Source organism: Ornithinibacillus liuyingii, from assembly GCF_055550225.1.
The window spans coordinates 77,315-95,468 of sequence record NZ_JBPWOS010000013.1; the positions used below are offsets into that span (position 1 = coordinate 77,315).

An 18,154-nucleotide genomic window follows, 5' to 3' on the forward strand; every position below is an offset into this window, starting at 1 on the left:
ATTCCTAATTCGTCACGAAGAAACATTTAGTTCCTCTAAATAGCCCATAACAGATCTTACATAATAAATATCCCCATAGCATGCGTTATATTGTTTTGCTTCTTCCCTTAAACATGTATAGATTGACTTATCTGGTGCGTTTTCATACATTTCTTGCGAGAATGCAATAGCCGCCTCCAATGAATATGCTCCGGTGGTGTTGTGGACATATTGAATAAAACCTTTACCAAAATTGTAGGACTGAACCGCAAGTTCAACATCAAAATCTGCTGCTTTCAATGTTTCCGAGAAATAGTATACCCCTTGCTTAACAGAAAGCTCCGGATCATCAATACAACCTCTTTGGCCACAGTAGCTCTCCGAAGATTGCATTGGGTCTGTGCCCCTACCTCCGGATTCCTGCATCATCATGGCTAACATAACATTCACATAAGAGGCGACTTGATATTCTTCCGCATACTTTTCAACTAATGGCTTGTATTGCAGTACATCATTACTCACTCTCGGCTCTGGTTTCGCTGTGAATACCGAAAGTAGTATAAATATCGTAACTAGTATAGCAACAACATATATTGTCTGTTTGATTGCCTTTTTTGTTTGCTTTCTCATTCTTCTCCATCAACCCATATAAAGTAATATAGTTATCCACAACTACATTGACCTCCTCTGTCAATATATCGTGTTTTTTGTCTATTATCGATACAAAATATTGCGTTTATCCATAGGCTATCCACATTTTGTGCATAACTAGCCTCGTTTTCTCTGTTTAAACAACACCTTTTCTCTCCATTTCCCAAATCTAAAGTAAAGGTAAGCAAACACACTACTGATTATAAAGCTAACTCCCATACCAACCGCTATACCGGTATCTCCAATAAGCTTGGAGAACAAGAATGTTAGTGGATATCTGAGTACCCAGAATGAAAGCACATTAAGTACTAATACGGGATACATGGCACCCGCTGCTCGCACTACACCATTTAGAATAAAGTTTATCCCCAAGAACGGATAGCATAATGCAATGATTTTTAAGTACTGAGTAGCGAATTGAACCGCATCTTCCTCTTGAATAAATAATCGCACCGCATATTCCGCAAACAGGACAACAAGCAACCCAACAGCAACCATAACAGCGAAGTTATACACTACACCATATCTAGCAATTTTATTAACCCGCTCCCAATTCTTCACTCCAATATTCTGTCCCGCCATACTACCTACAGCGGTCCCTAGAGCATGTGCTGGAAGCATAATAATGCTATCTAATCGCTGGGCTGCTCCAAATCCACCAACAACAGAGGAGCCAAACGTCGTGACAACGCTCATAATGGCCGCTGAACCAGCTGAGATGACAGACATTTGCAATCCGGACGGAATACCGAGATGTAAGATGAGTTTAATTTCTCCCCAATGCGGGATTGTAGGTAATGTAAATGGTGCTAGCTTTTTCCGTAACACATGAATAATTCCATAAAGGAATGCAAAGCCTTGAGAAACAATGGTTGCAATAGCAGCACCTTTTACCCCAAGATCAAATACTGCGATGAATAGTGGGTCCATGAATAAATTTAATAGGACGGCTATCATGACAAATCGGAGTGGTGTTTTACTATCTCCCAATGCTCGTAATACTGTACTAATAAAATTATAACCAAACAGGAATAGCATCCCTAGGAAATTAATCTGTAAATAAGTGGTTGCAAGATTTAATATCTCGCTTGGCGTACCTAATAAGGTTAATAACCCTTCTGCAAAGATAAATCCGATTAATCCCAACGAAATAGACATAATGGAAAGTAATACAACGAATGCATTTAAGTATCGTTTTAAACCGTCTGTATTTTTCTTTCCTTTTTGTTGGGAGAGAATCGTAAGAGCAGCATTATTGAGTCCAATAATAAAAGCTAAAACAGTAAATATAATCGTACCAGAAACCGCTATAGCTCCTAGCGCATCCGCACCTAGTAAATTACCAACCCACAGACTATCGACTAATTGATAAGATGTTTGAAGCAAGTTGGCAAGCATAATCGGTCCAGAAAAAACCATCAATTGCCGCCATATATTGCCTTCCGTAAAATCATGTTGTGTTTTCACTTGAAAACAACCTTTCATATTCTAATTACTCATTTATTGTACCATTTGAATAGCAAAAGGGAAGATTTCTCGCTTCGAGAAACCTCCCCTTCCTATATTACTTGCTTTCTACCTGTACTTGTTCTTGTTCACCTGAACCTCGGTTACCTCTAAAGATAAACTGATATGCAAGTAAGGCTACAAATATGACTAACCCAATAATATCAGTATGACCTTCTGGGTACATAAGCATTAGACCTGTTAATACAGATATAATTCTTTCCACTTTATTTAAACGTTTATACCAGTAGCCGATTAGACCAGCACCTATCGCAATCATTCCCGTTAATGCTGTAATTAGAATCCAAATAACACCACCAATAGTAGTGTCTATCATGAGCATCTCTGGATTTAATACGAACATATACGGAATTATAAAGGCTGCAATTGCCAGCTTCGAAGCATTAAAACCAGTTCTAATCGGTTCCCCACCCGATATTCCGGATGCTGCAAAAGCAGCCAATGCCACAGGCGGAGTAATATCTGCCACAATACCGAAGTAAAATACAAACATATGAGCAGCTAATACTGGTATCGCAAACTCAAGTTGATTACTAACTGCTAAAATAGCTGGTAAAGCTATTGTTGAGGTAATAATATAGTTCGCCGTAGTAGGTGAACCCATACCTAAGATAATGGAAGCGATCATAGTAAAGAATAGGGTTAATAATAATTGAACATTGATATTGGACGTTAGTGCACCTGCAATATCAACAATTCCATTACCAAGCTTTAAACCTAAGCCTGTCTTCGTCACAACCCCAACAATAATACCTGCACTTGCAGTAGCAGCAGCAACACCTAACGCTGTACGAGCACCGGATGTTAAAGCATCCACAAACTTCCTAGGTGTCATTCGTGTTTCTTTTAAGAACATGCTTACGATAATCGCAGCTAGAATACCTAATAATGCTGTTCTATTAATTGAATATCCCATAAATAAAAATACAATGATTATTAAGATGGGAAGCAACAAGTGAATTTTCTTCAGAACTTCTAATTTATTTGGAATTTCACTTTCAGGTAGTCCGGTTAACCCGATTTTCTTTGCCTCTAAGTGAGTCATAATCCAAATTCCAGCAAAATAAAGAATCGCAGGAATTAAAGCCGCCTTGGCAATATCCCAATAAGGAACACCCGCAAATTCAATCATTAAGAAAGCAGCAGCCCCCATAATCGGTGGCATAATTTGTCCACCGGTTGAAGAAGCAGCTTCTACCGCTCCGGCAAATTCTTTACGGTAGCCGAGGCGTTTCATTAATGGAATCGTATATGCACCTGTTGTCACGGTGTTGGCTACAGAACTACCAGAGATCGTACCATTAAGGGCACTAGAGAAAATCGCTACTTTAGCCGGTCCTCCAGTTCTTCTACCAGCTAGGGAGATTGCTAAATCATTAAAGTATGTTCCAACTCCCGTCTTCACAAGAAATGCACCGAATAATAGGAATAAGAAAATATACGTAGATGACACTTTCAACGGTGTACCAAGGATACCCTCTGTTGTAAAGAACATCGTATTAATTAATTGGTTTAAGCTTAGTCCTCTATGCGCTAACATTCCTGGCATATATGGACCTAATAATGCATATAATAAAGCCGCACCAGCAATAATGGTTATTGGAAGTCCAACTGCACGTCTAGTTGCCTCCAATGTAAGTAGGATTGCAATCCCACCAACTATCATTTGAGCAGTAGATATGGATCCAATACTCTGAACGATTTCATCATAGAATAACGGCCAATATAAACATACGATAAACGATAATAAAGCTAATATATAATCATACCAAGCTATCTTTCTCTTATTCCCACTTTTCTTAGATGGAAACAATAGAAAAATGAGGACTAGTGCAAAACCTAAGTGGATAGTTCGTTGAATATAAGCTGTGTATGCACCAAAGTATCCTGTATATAGCTGGAACAACGAAAATGATAACAATAGAACAAATACAATAATGGCGGCAATGCCTGTTAATCGACGTGTATTTGATTCTTGATCATATTTTTGTAATAGGGCTTCTTGCTCTTCTGGTGTTAATTCATCTTTTGTGTGTACATTTTTTTCACTCATGAATTTTCACTCCTTTCAATAGTTGCCATAATGAAAGCTTATCGACTTTCAAGGTAAACCTAGCACCTGGTTCGAAGTAGTCTTTTAACCAAACCATACGCTCGGCTTCCTCACCCCATACTAATCGATGTCTTGGTACTACTTTACCATTTCGCATTTGGATAGATGGAAACACACGATTCATGTCTTTTATATGTATTTTTCCATCCTCATATACGAAAGTTCCACCATCACTATCATTCGCAGGCATGCCAATCCCATAATGCTCATAAATGATTTCATTTTGCCTAATCGAATCATCTGGTAAAACCTCATAAAGTTCGACTACATCTGTTAAGTGAATGGAATGTGTAAAAATAATTTGAAATGAGTCCCCTTCTTCAATAGGAAGGTATGCCTCAACTTGGCTTGTATTCTGTTTATAGAATACTAAGGCAGTTCGGAAAGGAACAAAAAGTATCAATGATAGGACTAACAGTAGGAGATAACCAATAATGTATTGCTTCTTAAAATACTTTGCCAATAAATCACAACCTAAAAATGGACAGCCGGCTATAAAGCCCTATTCAGGCAAAAAGCCGGCTATTCCATCTTACTATATTTTTATCTAATTAGTCTAGTAATCCTTCTTCTTTGAAGTATTTTTCTGCTCCTGGATGGAAGTCAACTCCAATTCCATCTAGTGCAGTATCTTTCGTTACTAACTTCCCTTTATCATGTGTGATATCGCCTGCATTATCGTAGATAGCTTTCGTAATTTCGTAAACTTCATCATCTGATAATGTGTCTGCAACTGCAAGCATTGCAAGAACCGCAACAGTAGTTATTTCATCAGATACACCAGTATACGTATCAGCAGGAATGGTATCTACTGCATAATATGGGTGATCAGCAATTAAAGCATCGATTTTGTCTTGGGCGATTGGAACAATCGAAATATCAGTTGTTGCTGCTAACCCTTCTACACTACCAGTAGGAGTACCAGCCGTAATAAATGCTGCATCAATATTTCCATCTTGAATTCCATCAGTAGATTCATCAAAACTTAAGTTTTGTGGTTGAATATCTGTTTCGATATCTAATCCGTGAATTTCTAGAATTTGTTGTGCATTAACATACGTACCAGATCCTGGTGCACCAACAGATACTCGCTTACCTGCTAAATCTTCTACAGATGTAATACCAGAGTTAGCTGTTGTTACGATTTGAATTGTTTCTGGATATAAAGAACCAATTGCTAATACGTTATCAACTGCACTTCCTTCGAATAAGTTAACGCCTTCTACCGCATTTGCCATGACGTCTGTTTGTGTAAATGCAAGGTCTGCGTCACCAGAAGCAAGGTCAGAAATATTATCCGCCGATGCGTTTGAAGCTGATGCCGTTACTTCTAAATCCGTATTTTCTGAAATAATACTAGCAAGTTGTCCTCCTAGTGGGTAGTATGTACCACCAGTACCACCAGTTAACATAGTTAACTGTTTACTTCCACCACATGCAGCTAATGCTAATGATAGAACTAGTAATACAGCTAACGATAGAATATACTTCTTTTTCATGTAAATCTCCCCCTTAATAAATTCCTAAATCATATTTTACTTAATAATACCTATTATTGTCAAACTATTGGTAAAAGTGAAAGCCGTTTCAATAAGGGCGAACTGAAGTACGACAAAGATTACAGTCAAATATTAATTTTATTACAAATTATCAAAATAATATGATATTATATAGACATATCCCTATATTATATTAAAGGAGATGATACGTATGATGCAAGTTTCATTATCGGTAGGCTCATTATTAGAGCATGCTGAGAATTTTTTTCCAAAGAAACAAGTAATCTCTCAGACCCACGACAAGCTACATCGACTAAACTATAGTGAGATTGGTCAGCGTACTAGAAGGTTAATGAGCGCACTTCATGAGATAGGTATTCAAGAAGGAGATCGTGTTGGGACACTGGCATGGAATCACCACCGACATTTAGAAATTTACTTCGCTGCACCAGGAATGGGGGCTGTCTTACATACGATTAATATTCGGTTATCCCCGGAAGATATCATTTATATCATTAATCATGCAGAGGATAAAATATTATTTGTTGATGAAGATATACTACCTCTTATTGAACATATTTACACACATTTGACTACTGTAGAAGCTTTTGTTGTCATGACCGATAAAGCCGAGCTCCCTAATTCTACTATTCAACCACTCTACTCCTACGAAGAACTTCTATCAACTGGTGATCCAGCCTATGAATTCACAAAAGATATTGATGAAAATCAACCCGCAGGAATGTGCTATACATCCGCTACTACCGGAAAGCCAAAGGGAGTTGTGTATTCTCATCGTGCTATTGTTTTGCATAGCTTTGCGTTAGGACTTGCTGATACTGCAGCAATCTCGGAATCCGATGTTGCGATGCCTGTTGTACCACAGTTTCACGTCAATGCATGGGGACTCCCATTTGCTAGTACATGGTTCGGCACCACACAAGTAATGCCCGGACCTCGCTTTACTCCAAAACGATTAGCAGAATTTATTGAACGGTTTCATGTTACGATTACAGCAGGTGTACCAACCATTTGGCTCGGATTACTCAAAGAGCTAGAACAAGGAAGCTATGAAACATCAAGCCTACGAGCAGTATTATGCGGAGGATCTGCAGCACCTCTAGGCTTAATAAAAGCATTTGAGGAAAAATATCAAATTCCTTTTTACCATGCCTATGGAGCAACAGAGACTACTCCTCTAGCTACAGTTTCACGTCTTAAAAGCTATCAACAGAATCTCTCACCAGAAGATAAATTTAAAGAGCGTGCCAGACAAGGAATTCTTGTTCCTGGACTTCAAATGAAGGTCGTAGGTGGAGAGGGTGAGATTGAATGGAATGGAAAAGAAATGGGCGAACTACTCTTACGAGGGCCATGGATTGCAGACGAATATTATAAAGACACTAGGAGTGGCGAAGCTTTTAAGGATGGTTGGTTCCATACGGGAGATGTTGTTACGGTCGATGAAGAAGGAACTATTAAAGTCGTAGACCGTACAAAGGATTTAATAAAAAGTGGCGGAGAATGGATTTCTTCGGTTGAAATTGAAAACGCTATCATGGCGCATGATGCCGTATTCGAAGCTAGTGTTGTAGCGATGCCAGATGAAAAATGGCAAGAAAGACCGATTGCATGTGTTGTCCTCCATGAGGGATATGAGAATAAGATAAAAAAAGAAGATATTATCGAATTTATAACACCACAGTTTCCAAAATGGTGGTTACCAGACGATGTTCTATTCTTTGAGGAAATACCTAAATCATCTGTTGGAAAGTTCCTTAAACGAGAACTCCGTGAACAAGTGAAAGCAAGGTATAGTCCTCAAGGGTAATAGATATCGATTCATAGGAGTCTATTCGTTGAGATTCCTATGAATTTTCCTGCAAACTTCCACCGCTTATTAACTTGACAATATTATGAAAATTCCTTAGAATAAGATAAATTAACGAAACCGTCGTTAATTATTTCGCTAATTATTTTTTTATGGGGTAAAATGACAGAATTTTCTTTAACTTAAGTGAATCCTGCATACTTACACCCCTAATACGATTTGGGAGGGATAATGGTGAAGATAAAGGTTGCTGTATTTGGAAGAGATGATTTAATAAATCGATTTCAGAGTTACCTTGCCAATCGCGAGGAAATAGAAGCAATTCCCTTTGTTTATCAAAACGCAAGCGAGACTACTGAACTTGTTGAAAAAGCATTTATGTGTGATGTTTATTTATTCTTAGAAAACCTTCCATTTTTATATGCTGCAAGCAAAATTAAAAAGAAGCGTTTACCTTCTGTTCAAGTGAACTTAGATGCGTATATGATATTGACATCGTTCTATCATTTAAAAAATAAATATCATCAGCAACTCCACCGATTATCCATTGATGTGCTTGATGAAGCTTCTGTGACGGAGGTTTTATCTGAATTAAACATTTCAGGTACGAGCATTTATACATATAGCTATCAACAAAACGTGGAAGTCAATGTGGAGCAGATTGCACGCTACCATAAACAGCTTTTTGAAGAAGGAAAAATTGACTATGTACTTACTTCCTTATACGAAGTAGAACAAATCTTACAGGAACAAGGAGTGCCATGTTATCCGATGGCAACCCCAAAAAGAAATATAGACAATGCTATAGAGGAATGTAAAAATATCACTATTTTAAACATGAGGAAGAGCGCGCAAATTGTTGCTGGTTATATTCGAATTAAGAATATGGATAAAATAAAAGCGGAAAAGGGAGAATTATATCTTAAAGAATTACAACTACAGCTATATCAAATCTTACTTAAATTCGGACATAAAACGTATGCATCAGTTCTAACCAATAACGAAAATCACTATGTTGTTTTTGGAACTAGAGGTGTGCTCGATCATATTACTAATCATTATCGAGATTTTCCACTTATAAAAGAAATAGAAAATGCTTTAAATACACCAATTGAAATCGGATTCGGACTAGGGTTAACTGCCAAGCAAGCTGAGGATCATGCGAAGCTTGCACTAGATGCTTGTACACATAACACAAATAGTAGCTGTTATATTGTGAATGATAGACAGGAAACCATTGGTCCGCTTGGAGTGAAGAAGCATTTTGATACTTCCAGGCTGTATCAGGCACTAATTCATAAGGCAAAGTTGAATAATGAGCTTTCGTATAATTTTATCGATTTTGTACAGCTTCGTAACAATGAACCATTTTCTTCGAATGATATAGCGAATTATTATCGTGTTACGAAGAGAAGTGCAGAACGTACCGTGAATAAATTGTTGAATGGTAATGTTATTAAGATTGTCGGCGAGGAAAAGCCTTATGTTAAAGGGCGCCCTAGAAAGTTATTTCAAATAAATATATAAAAGGTGATTTCTTCCCAATGTAAAGTACATTCTTTCTATGTTGGTTTCTAACACAAGGCTATGGTCATTTTTTTATTGAATTATCTACGTTACCATTCTTATCAAAATCCCCCTGAAAATTGCACTTTTCAGGGGGATTTCATTATATACTCAACAACTCTCTGACGTCTTCTTCACTTAGGGAAGATAGCATGGTTTCTCCTGGTTGGATGACTTTGTCGATGAGTTCTCGTTTCTTTTGTTGTAGTTCATATATTTTTTCTTCAATAGTACCTTCTGTAATGAGACGGATTACTTGAACAACATTTTTTTGCCCAAATCGGTGTGCACGGCCTGTTGCTTGGTCTTCAACTGCTGGATTCCACCATAGGTCATATAGGATAACAGTGTCTGCTCCAGTAAGGTTTAAGCCCGTTCCACCCGCTTTTAGCGAGATTAGAAATACACTCTTTTCTCCATTATTAAAGCGTTCACTCATCTCTAATCGTTCACTTGATGGAGTTTGACCACTTAAATAGAAATAATCAATACCCGCTTCCGTTAACTTCTCGATAATGATTTCATGCATACTGGTAAACTGGGAGAATATTAACATACGTTTTCCATTTGCTATCGCATTCCGGACTGTTTCCATTAATAATTCTAGCTTCCCTGACTGACCTTCGTAATTCTCAATAAATAAAGAAGGATGGCAGCAAATTTGTCTTAGTCTGGTTAATCCAGCTAAGATTTTCATTCTATTTTGCTGGAAGCCACTTTGTTGTAAGGATTGAACGGTTTCCTGCTGAAGCTGTCTTAAATAGCCAACATACAGCTCTTTTTGTTGAGCCGTAAGCTCCGATACACTAACCGATTCTATCTTATCAGGCAATTCCTTTAGAACATCCTTTTTTAAGCGACGTAAAATAAACGGTTTTGTTATTGTTGCAATTTTATCGTGTGGGAGCTGCTTAAAGGACTTTTGATTTGGCATTAAGCCAGGTAAAACCACTTGGAAAATCGCCCATAGTTCATCAATAGAGTTTTCAATTGGTGTACCACTTAACGCGAATCGCCTGCTTGCATTAATTTCACGAATCGCTTTCGATGTTTTCGTCGCATAGTTTTTAATATATTGTGCCTCATCAAGGATTAACGTTTGAAAGCTTAATTCCCGGTATAGCGTGATATCCTGTCTTAATGTGGCATAGGATGTAATCCACACGTCGGCATCTTTATTTTGATTCATTCTTTCATGGCGCTCCTGTGGATTACCTGTCATGATCGTAACCTGTAAGGATGGCGCAAATTTTTCAAACTCATTTTTCCAGTTATATACGACAGATGAGGGGACAACGATTAGATGCGGGTGTTCCCCAAGCTCTGATGCTAAAAAGGCAATGCTTTGCAATGTCTTGCCTAACCCCATATCATCAGCAAGAATCCCACCTAAACGGTATTGGCTAAGAGACTTAAACCATTGAAATCCTGTGTTTTGATAAGATCGTAATGATGCATTTAGCTTATCCGGAAGCTCATAGTGCTGCTCCTCCGGTTCCTTTAATTGATGCAATAATTGCCTGAATGCCGGATCATAGCTTTTCTTCGTATCAATTAATTCATCAATTTGCGTCCCCCTATATACAGGCATATGGATTTTCCCGTCCTGTACATCCTGTTTACTTATATCTAAATCACGGAAAAAGTTCTGAATGGAAATAAATTCTTCCCCTTCAAGAGAAAGCATTTCCCCACTCTGCAGACGATAATAACGCTTTTTCTCAATCACAGCGTCTAAAATTTTATTAATCTCTTGATCATCTAATCCATCTATGTCAAAACCAATTTCTAACAAATTATTAGAACCTTCCATTTTAACACTCGTTCTCGGAATCGGGTCATTCTCCATAATAAAATTACGGACCTCTGATGTTAAAAATAGCTCAACATACTCATCTAGCACTGGGAGTACTTTGTAGAGAAAATCATATAATTCTTCTTCGTCAGCATCGATAAATAACTCTCTACCATTATAATGAAAGTTCGCATACTCAATAAGCTGCATAATCTGTTTTTCTTTATCTACATCACGGATAATAATAACTTCATGCTCCTCACGTCCACTAAATGGATCAATGACATGTTCTCCGTAATGATATTCCAATCTACCGGTTATCCAGTCATCTTTCGCCTCCAAGTAAAGCTTAGCCCGTAATGGGAGTTGAATAATCTCAGAAGATACCTGTTCTGAAATTTCTACTTCTCCCACCTTCTTTAAGGATGGGAGTACCTCTGACAAGAACGTATCTGCCTGTTTTTTTGAAATCGGTAATTGCTGATCGATTTTTCCAAAGGTACTTACAAGCTCAAGAATTGGAATCTGCTCTTTTAAAGGAAAATAAAAAACGCCTTGATAGAATAAAATTTCATAGTTCTTGAAATATACACTATCCTCGACTTCATGCATCGTTAATAACAAGTCATTCCGTTCATTTTTATTTAAGGCAAAGTGATATGGTAATTTTCCCTTCTCCATTGAAATATTCGTAAAAGATTTATTGGTTCCTTCTACTATAAAATCACGCTCTACTAATTTCTCTAGTAGCTTTTCCGCAACTAAAGGAGGGATAATAAGGGAGCGTTTATCGCTAACATTACCGCGGTAATGGTATACATGATACCCATCATAGATTTTCTCATTTTTTTGGACCGATCCAAGAATCTCCAATATCTCTCTGTCTTCCGGAAGTATATCGTGTTGACTCGGCGAGTAAGTAAACATTTTGGTAAAGAAATGCTCATTCCCGTCAAGCACATCACGTATGAATTCCTGAATATCCTTTACTACATAAGCTCGATTAGTTCCCGCTTTCAATTCGATTAATAAATTTTTATCATAGGACCACTTTATTATATACTCAAGATGAAGCGGTGCCCTTTTTGGTAGAATATCTGTAACTTCCGATGAATCACTCATATTACTAAGCGCACGAATAAAGCGATTGGTCAACTCATAGTCGTAATTCGAAAACGCTTGAGACTCTGGTTCCTCTTTATTGACAATCGCTATTAGGGTGGCAACAATATGTTTACAAGACCCGTAGGATGCAAAAGCTGGGCAATCACAATAGGTATCTACTGAACCCTTCTCTAAGTCCTTCATATTGATTTCGACAAAATAATCTTCCGAACCTTGTACCCTCGCCGTCCACACATTATAATTGATGTCATAGGCTAAATCCGTGACGTGTCCACGGTTATAATATTCTAATCCACGCTTATAGATTAAAGATGGGAAAAGCCTTTGGATATTTATATCACTAAGTTTTTTCAAATTCTATTAACCTGCCTTTAATAAAACAATGCTTTACTTATATTGTAAAGGAGATTTACATAATTTTAAACCTTCTTATTCTATTAAATAGGATAGCGAAAAAACGATTAGATTATACTAAAAAAAACGAAGCAATTTAATTAACTTTGCTTCGTTTGTCTAATTGTATGCTCCTTTTTCGTTTTTATAACCATTAATCCATAGACTAGCATGGAAATGAAGATAGAAACCGCCCCAGTTAGATAAATCGTACTATAATTAAACAGATAAGCAATTTGACCAAAGGTTAATGCTCCGAATCCAATTCCTAAATCAAAGAATGAGAAGAAGGTGGCATTGGCCATTCCTTTCCGATTATTTGCCGCTTTCTCAACTGCCCACGCTTGTAATGCCGGCTGAACCGTTCCAAATCCTAACCCATATAGTCCCCCTGCAACTAATAGAACAAAGGTGCTAGGTAACCAGGCTAGTAGAATCATGGCGACTAGTATCATGAAGGTACCTGGCAAGTATACGTATACATGCCCTTTTTTATCATAGATTTTTCCAGCAAAGGTGCGGGAAATAAATAGGAATGCAGCATAAATAAAGAAATATAATTCAATACCAGCTACATCATGATCCATAGCATGTAATGGTAAGAAGGTTGCAATTCCTCCAAATGTAAAGGTAATAAATAATACTAAGATAGAAGGCTGAATCGCCGATTTTTCAAACACATCAAATCTTGGAGTAACAGCTTTGTCAGGGATTTGTTCTACCTTCTTATACCGGACTCTTGAAGAAAGAAGTAGCGCCACTAAACCTAATGCAGCACAAATTAGAAATAAAGTTGCAAATGAAATCTTCCCTACTAATGCCAGTCCTAGCCCTGGACCGAAAGCTAACGCGATATTACCAGAAAGCCCAAAGTAACCAAGCCCCTCACCACGCCTGCTAGCAGGAACGATATCCGTCGCTATCGTTCCGGTCGCAGTTGTTGATAGACCCCAACCTACACCTTGAACAATCCGCATAATAATAAGAAACGTAATACTTGCAATAAAAGCAAAGGAACCGATTGAGATGACAAAAATCCCTAACCCAATCATATAAATAAATTGTCTCCCTTTAGTTTCCAATGCGTGACCAGCATAAGGTCTTAAGAGTAATGCTGAAAACGTAAAAATGCCGACTATAATACCAACTAACTGATCACTTCCTCCCAACTCCTTTACAAAGATTGGAAGTGTTGGTAATGTCATCTGAAACCCAAAAAAGATAAAAAAATTAGCCAGACATATTAAAATGAAGTCTCGCGTCCAAATTTTTTCTTTTATTTCTTCATTTTGTTGTACTTCCAGTTGTGCGCCCATTCTTATCTCCTTTCTTTCGATGCTCGAAATACATTATACATGAGTATGACTAGAATAGGAATGGGGTAAAAAATATAAAAGTCCTTTCGAAACCGTGAATATTTACCTATATTTGATACAGGTTATGGTATACTAAACATAATAATAGAAGAGTCCAGCTGCCACTGGACTCTGTGATAAGCGGTTCCTTTAGGTTCGGCTACTAATGATTCGTGTAGGTCCTCCGTTATGGTGGGCCTATTTTAATTTCTGTTAATCATGCTGTAAACAAAAGCAAGAAGTGTTAACAGCAATGTCCCGAAGTTTCCAAGCACCATCATGACCTCATATATTCTCAGTAGCATCACCTCCAATAATAAGATGAAGCCGAACACCTATGGAACATTATCTTGTCCCGATTATAGCATAGCTTTGACAAAAACACGAACATATATTCGCACACATTCCATAAGCGGATTATTTATATCGATTAAGCTGTTTCTTTTTCACCTACAGCACAGATTGTAACGAAAAAACTCCCAAGCATCGTGATGCTTGAGAGTTTTTGATTAAAACATACGAACAACGAAATCTGCAGCTACTAGCATTACCAACGCTACGCCCCATGCAATAGTGGTTGGTACAGACCAAACTAGAATTTGCTCTTTCACATTCTTAATACCGAGCATTCGGTTTACTACCCAGAATAAACTATCGTTAAAGTAAGAGAATACCATAGCACCTAATGCCGCTGCTTGTGCTGCTAGTACAAGATTTACATCTAATGTAGCTACAATTGGTGCTGAAATAGAAGCAGCCGTAACCATTGCAACTGTTCCACTACCTTGTACTAAACGTACAAATGTCGCAATAAAGAATGGTACTAAAATAGCTGGAATAGACCAAGTAGCAACTTGCTCTGCAATAAAGTCACCAGTACCACTTACACGAAGAACTTCCCCAAGTGCTCCACCAGCACCAGTAACTAATAAAATAATACCAGCTGTTTTGATACCTTCTTCCATACGATCTAATGCTTCAGCTTGGCGGAGCTTGTTTGCTAGCGTATAAATAGCAAATATTAATCCTAGTGCAACAGCTATTACAGGATTACCAAAGAATTTTACATAATCGAGAAATGTTTCATTCATTGCGACTATCCCTGAATCCTGAAGTGCACCCAAGGTAGTATTTAGGAAGATTAAAATAATTGGAATAAGAATTGGCATAATTGCTTTCGTAAAGGAAGGAAGATTCTGTTCTCTTTCTTCCACCGCCTCTAGAAATTCTTTATATACTTCTTTTTCGTCTGGTCTTACAAAGCCTTCCCCTTCTGCTTCAGGAAGTTGATATATTTTATTACCAATCCATTTTGCATAGAAAACACCGACAATAATGATTGGAACAGAAAATAATAATCCAGTTAAAATCATCAGTCCAACATCTGCACCAAATATTCCTGCTACTCCTAATGGACCTGGTGTCGGTGGAACCGTATGGTGTGTCGCCGCTAATCCAACAGCTAATGCTACACCTAATGCAACAACTGATTTACCAGTCTTCTTCGAAAGCGCTTTTACTAAAGGTTGTAAAATAACAAATGCTGAGTCAACAAATATAGGGATTGCAACAATATACCCTGCTACAGCCATAGCCCATTCTTCTTTTTTCTTACCGAGCTTCTTTACTAATGTGTAGGCAAGCTTTTCCGCTGCTCCTGAAACTTCTAATATTCGTCCCATCATAACCCCAAGACCGATAATAATACCGATGGAAGCTAACGTACTTCCAAATCCACTAGTAATCGTAGATACTACATCAGTAGGTCTCATTCCTCCGATGATACCGGTTATAGATGCGGCTATTAATAATGCTAAAAATGCATGAATTTTTGTTTTTAATACAAAGAAAATTAGTAATGCAATACCGATAATTAATCCAATTATCATTTGAACTCCTGATACTTCCATTTCTATTCCCCCATAACAGTGTAATGGCTTTCATTTCACCAGTTTTAAACTGAGGATGACTGGCATCCTCAGTAATTTTTATCCTTTATTCCATTGTGTCTGCTGTAAATTTTGGCGCGTATTGTGCCGCGAGCTTGATGCATTCTTCCATGCTTAAGCTTGCCGCGATGTTTTTACCAGCAATATCAAAGGCAGTACCGTGGTCAACAGATGTTCTTAAGAACGGTAGACCATTGGTAATAGAAATCGTTCTGTGGAAGTCTGTCATCTTGGCAGCAATATGTCCTTGGTCATGGTATAACGATAGCACCGCATCAAATTTCCCATTCAATGCATGGTGGAAAACAGAGTCAGCTGGTACAGGTCCTACAGCATCAATTCCATCTTCAATAGCAGCTTCAATACCTGGACGAATTTCTTCTACTTCTTCCATTCCAAATAGTCCACCTTCGCCACTATGTGGATTTAAGCCTGCAACTGCAATTTTACGGTTTTCAATCCCGAGACGTTGAAGTGCTTTATCACAACGGTTTAAATAATCACGAACACGCTCTTTTGTCATTTGTGCAATGGCATCTTTAAGTGAAAGATGGCGTGTTAAGAAGAAGATACGCATATTTCTTACTTCAAACATGGTTAATGGATCTTTTGTATTGGTCAATGATTCAAGCATTTCCGTATGTCCAATGTAAGGAACACCGGCAGCTTTAAGGGACTCTTTATTGATTGGTGTTGTAGCTAAAGCTTTTACTTTACCTGCTTTTGCTAGATTGACAGAGGTCTCAATATACTCAAATGCCGCTTTTCCACATTGTGCCTGAACAACTCCATACTCTAGCTCTGTCATATCAATATTATTTAAATCAATTAGATCAACCGTACCATACTCATATTGACCTTCTTCTGGGGAGGTAATTACATTCACTGTTAAATCCTTTTCGACAATTTCGATTGCTTTCTTAAAGACATTCGCATCTCCAACAACAACCGGTTTACACATATCATAAATCTCTTGGTTAGCTAGTGCTTTCGCCGTAATCTCTGGTCCAATTCCTGCTGGATCTCCCATTGGTATAGCAATAATTTCTCTTATTTGTGTCATCGTGCTGCACTCCTTTTTGTTTTTAAATATTTTACACATGCAAAAATAGACTTTTTATCCCCGACCATACCACCTTTTGTGACGATAGGCAGCCCAGGGAAATGTCCACCTATCAGTGTTCCATACGCTGCAAGAGGTAATACCTCATCCTCTAGCTTGATACCTGAAGCCATGCTTAACGCACAAAGGGATGCGGTTACATCTCCACCACTTGTAAAACAACCTTGAATAGCGTAATTTGTTTGTTCCATTACTAGCCTCGTTATCTTTGCTAGGCCATCGGTTATACGTTTTGCTAAGGCATCTTGGGTAGCATTTTCCTTAGCGGCAATCGATTGGAAATCTATTAAATCGTTTTGCTCCTTGTGTGTTGTAATAATAAGGACATCATCCTGATGGATCCGTTCTAATGCTTCCTTCACGGCACGATCCACTTCTACTTCCCAGGAATCCTGCATAGTAGCTAGTTTTTCTGCTGCTACATAAACAGGTGTAGAATTAGTTTTATCCTTTAAATAATGTAACTGCTGACCTGTTAAACTTGTTACACTACCAACTGTCACAATAACCTTACTTTGTTCAACATGTTGATGTGAATATGCCCTTGCATAAGATGCTGTTAATGGGCCTGGGTCAGTAGGAATAAGATGTACTCCTTGAATTTGCACCATTGCCTCAGCAATTTCTTCAATATCTTCATCTGTCACCGCATCAACTACAATGATTCGCTTCCCGTCTTGGATATGGGAATCAAAGGCTGCTTTGATTTTCGCTGAATCCGCTAATACAGTATCTAATCCGATATGGGCAACTTCAAATTTGCTTTGTTCTTCAATAATAGCTGGCACGTAAGACTGTTTGATTGGCATAACTGGGTCTTTCGCTACATCTGTTTCTTGTACTGGGGCACCATTTACTAGTAAGTAGCCACCTGAGCACACTCTTCCTGAGTCTGGAAACGATGGAACGACAACAGCAACACTATCATCTCCAACTTCATCTAAAATCGTATCAATTTCCAAGCCAATCTTCCCTCGAACAGTGCTATCAATCCGTTTACAAATTACTTGAGCACCCCAAGTGCGGAATTTTTCTGTTGCATTTTTCACTCGATTAATGACAATCCGATCAGATGCATATCGTGAATCTGTATCAATACAAACAGCATCTAATTCATCCATTTCTGGAATTTCATCATTAAATACAACAGTCGCCGCTGTAAAGCCTTGTTTACTTAATTTGACACCGGTTGCATTTGCGCCCGTTAAATCGTCTGCAACAACACCAACCTTCATGATGTATCACCTC

Annotated in this window: 13 protein-coding genes; 2 read left to right on the forward strand and 11 right to left on the reverse strand. The window is 38.0% G+C overall.

Annotation, left to right across the window (positions count from 1 at the left end; genetic code table 11):
* Positions 1–12: 12 nt before the first annotated feature.
* The 5 genes from ACSKT4_RS16500 to ACSKT4_RS16520 form a co-directional block, all read right to left on the reverse strand.
* Positions 13–609 carry a lysozyme family protein gene (locus ACSKT4_RS16500; RefSeq protein WP_186868226.1) on the reverse strand — a complete coding sequence of 199 codons (597 nt, stop codon included), beginning with the start codon at positions 607–609 and terminating at the stop codon, positions 13–15.
* A 138-nt stretch (positions 610–747) separates the two neighbouring features.
* A complete protein-coding gene (locus ACSKT4_RS16505; protein WP_343221408.1) occupies positions 748–2,097 on the reverse strand; it encodes an MATE family efflux transporter in 1,350 nt (449 codons plus the stop codon).
* A 97-nt stretch (positions 2,098–2,194) separates the two neighbouring features.
* On the reverse strand, positions 2,195–4,210 hold the full coding sequence (locus ACSKT4_RS16510) for a TRAP transporter permease (RefSeq protein WP_186868224.1): 2,016 nt from the start codon (positions 4,208–4,210) through the stop codon (positions 2,195–2,197).
* Complete coding sequence (locus ACSKT4_RS16515; RefSeq protein WP_186868223.1) at positions 4,203–4,733, reverse strand: DUF1850 domain-containing protein; 531 nt, start codon at positions 4,731–4,733, stop codon at positions 4,203–4,205. Before ACSKT4_RS16515 ends, ACSKT4_RS16510 begins: the two co-directional genes overlap by 8 nt.
* A gap of 88 nt (positions 4,734–4,821) precedes the next feature.
* Positions 4,822–5,769 (reverse strand): TAXI family TRAP transporter solute-binding subunit, encoded by a 948-nt coding sequence (locus ACSKT4_RS16520; protein ID WP_186868222.1) that lies wholly within the window; start codon positions 5,767–5,769, stop codon positions 4,822–4,824.
* Positions 5,770–5,980: 211 nt separating this feature from the next.
* Here ACSKT4_RS16520 and ACSKT4_RS16525 point away from each other — a divergent pair, with 211 nt between their 5' ends.
* Together ACSKT4_RS16525 and ACSKT4_RS16530 are read left to right on the forward strand one after the other, a co-directional pair.
* Complete coding sequence (locus ACSKT4_RS16525) at positions 5,981–7,600, forward strand: long-chain fatty acid--CoA ligase (protein WP_465823681.1); 1,620 nt, start codon at positions 5,981–5,983, stop codon at positions 7,598–7,600.
* 231 nt (positions 7,601–7,831) lie between these two features.
* On the forward strand, positions 7,832–9,127 hold the full coding sequence (locus ACSKT4_RS16530; RefSeq protein ID WP_246521267.1) for a hypothetical protein: 1,296 nt from the start codon (positions 7,832–7,834) through the stop codon (positions 9,125–9,127).
* Positions 9,128–9,269: 142 nt separating this feature from the next.
* On the opposite strand, the gene ACSKT4_RS16535 is transcribed toward ACSKT4_RS16530, so the two are convergent.
* The 6 genes from ACSKT4_RS16535 to ACSKT4_RS16560 all read right to left on the reverse strand — a co-directional run bounded on the left by ACSKT4_RS16535 (position 9,270) and on the right by ACSKT4_RS16560 (position 18,141).
* Positions 9,270–12,440, reverse strand: a complete 3,171-nt coding sequence (locus ACSKT4_RS16535) for a DEAD/DEAH box helicase (RefSeq protein WP_211741104.1) — start codon at positions 12,438–12,440, stop codon at positions 9,270–9,272.
* A 140-nt stretch (positions 12,441–12,580) separates the two neighbouring features.
* Positions 12,581–13,795: an MFS transporter gene (locus tag ACSKT4_RS16540; protein ID WP_211741103.1), complete on the reverse strand. Its 1,215-nt coding sequence runs from the start codon at positions 13,793–13,795 to the stop codon at positions 12,581–12,583.
* A gap of 242 nt (positions 13,796–14,037) precedes the next feature.
* A complete protein-coding gene (locus tag ACSKT4_RS16545; protein ID WP_222618944.1) occupies positions 14,038–14,139 on the reverse strand; it encodes a putative holin-like toxin in 102 nt (33 codons plus the stop codon).
* A 204-nt stretch (positions 14,140–14,343) separates the two neighbouring features.
* Positions 14,344–15,744, reverse strand: a complete 1,401-nt coding sequence (locus ACSKT4_RS16550; protein ID WP_186868218.1) for a GntP family permease — start codon at positions 15,742–15,744, stop codon at positions 14,344–14,346.
* An 85-nt stretch (positions 15,745–15,829) separates the two neighbouring features.
* A complete protein-coding gene (pdxA, locus tag ACSKT4_RS16555) occupies positions 15,830–16,846 on the reverse strand; it encodes a 4-hydroxythreonine-4-phosphate dehydrogenase PdxA (protein ID WP_186868217.1) in 1,017 nt (338 codons plus the stop codon).
* Positions 16,843–18,141: a four-carbon acid sugar kinase family protein gene (locus tag ACSKT4_RS16560; RefSeq protein WP_465823682.1), complete on the reverse strand. Its 1,299-nt coding sequence runs from the start codon at positions 18,139–18,141 to the stop codon at positions 16,843–16,845. Before ACSKT4_RS16560 ends, pdxA begins: the two co-directional genes overlap by 4 nt.
* Between the last annotated feature and the right edge of the window lie 13 nt (positions 18,142–18,154).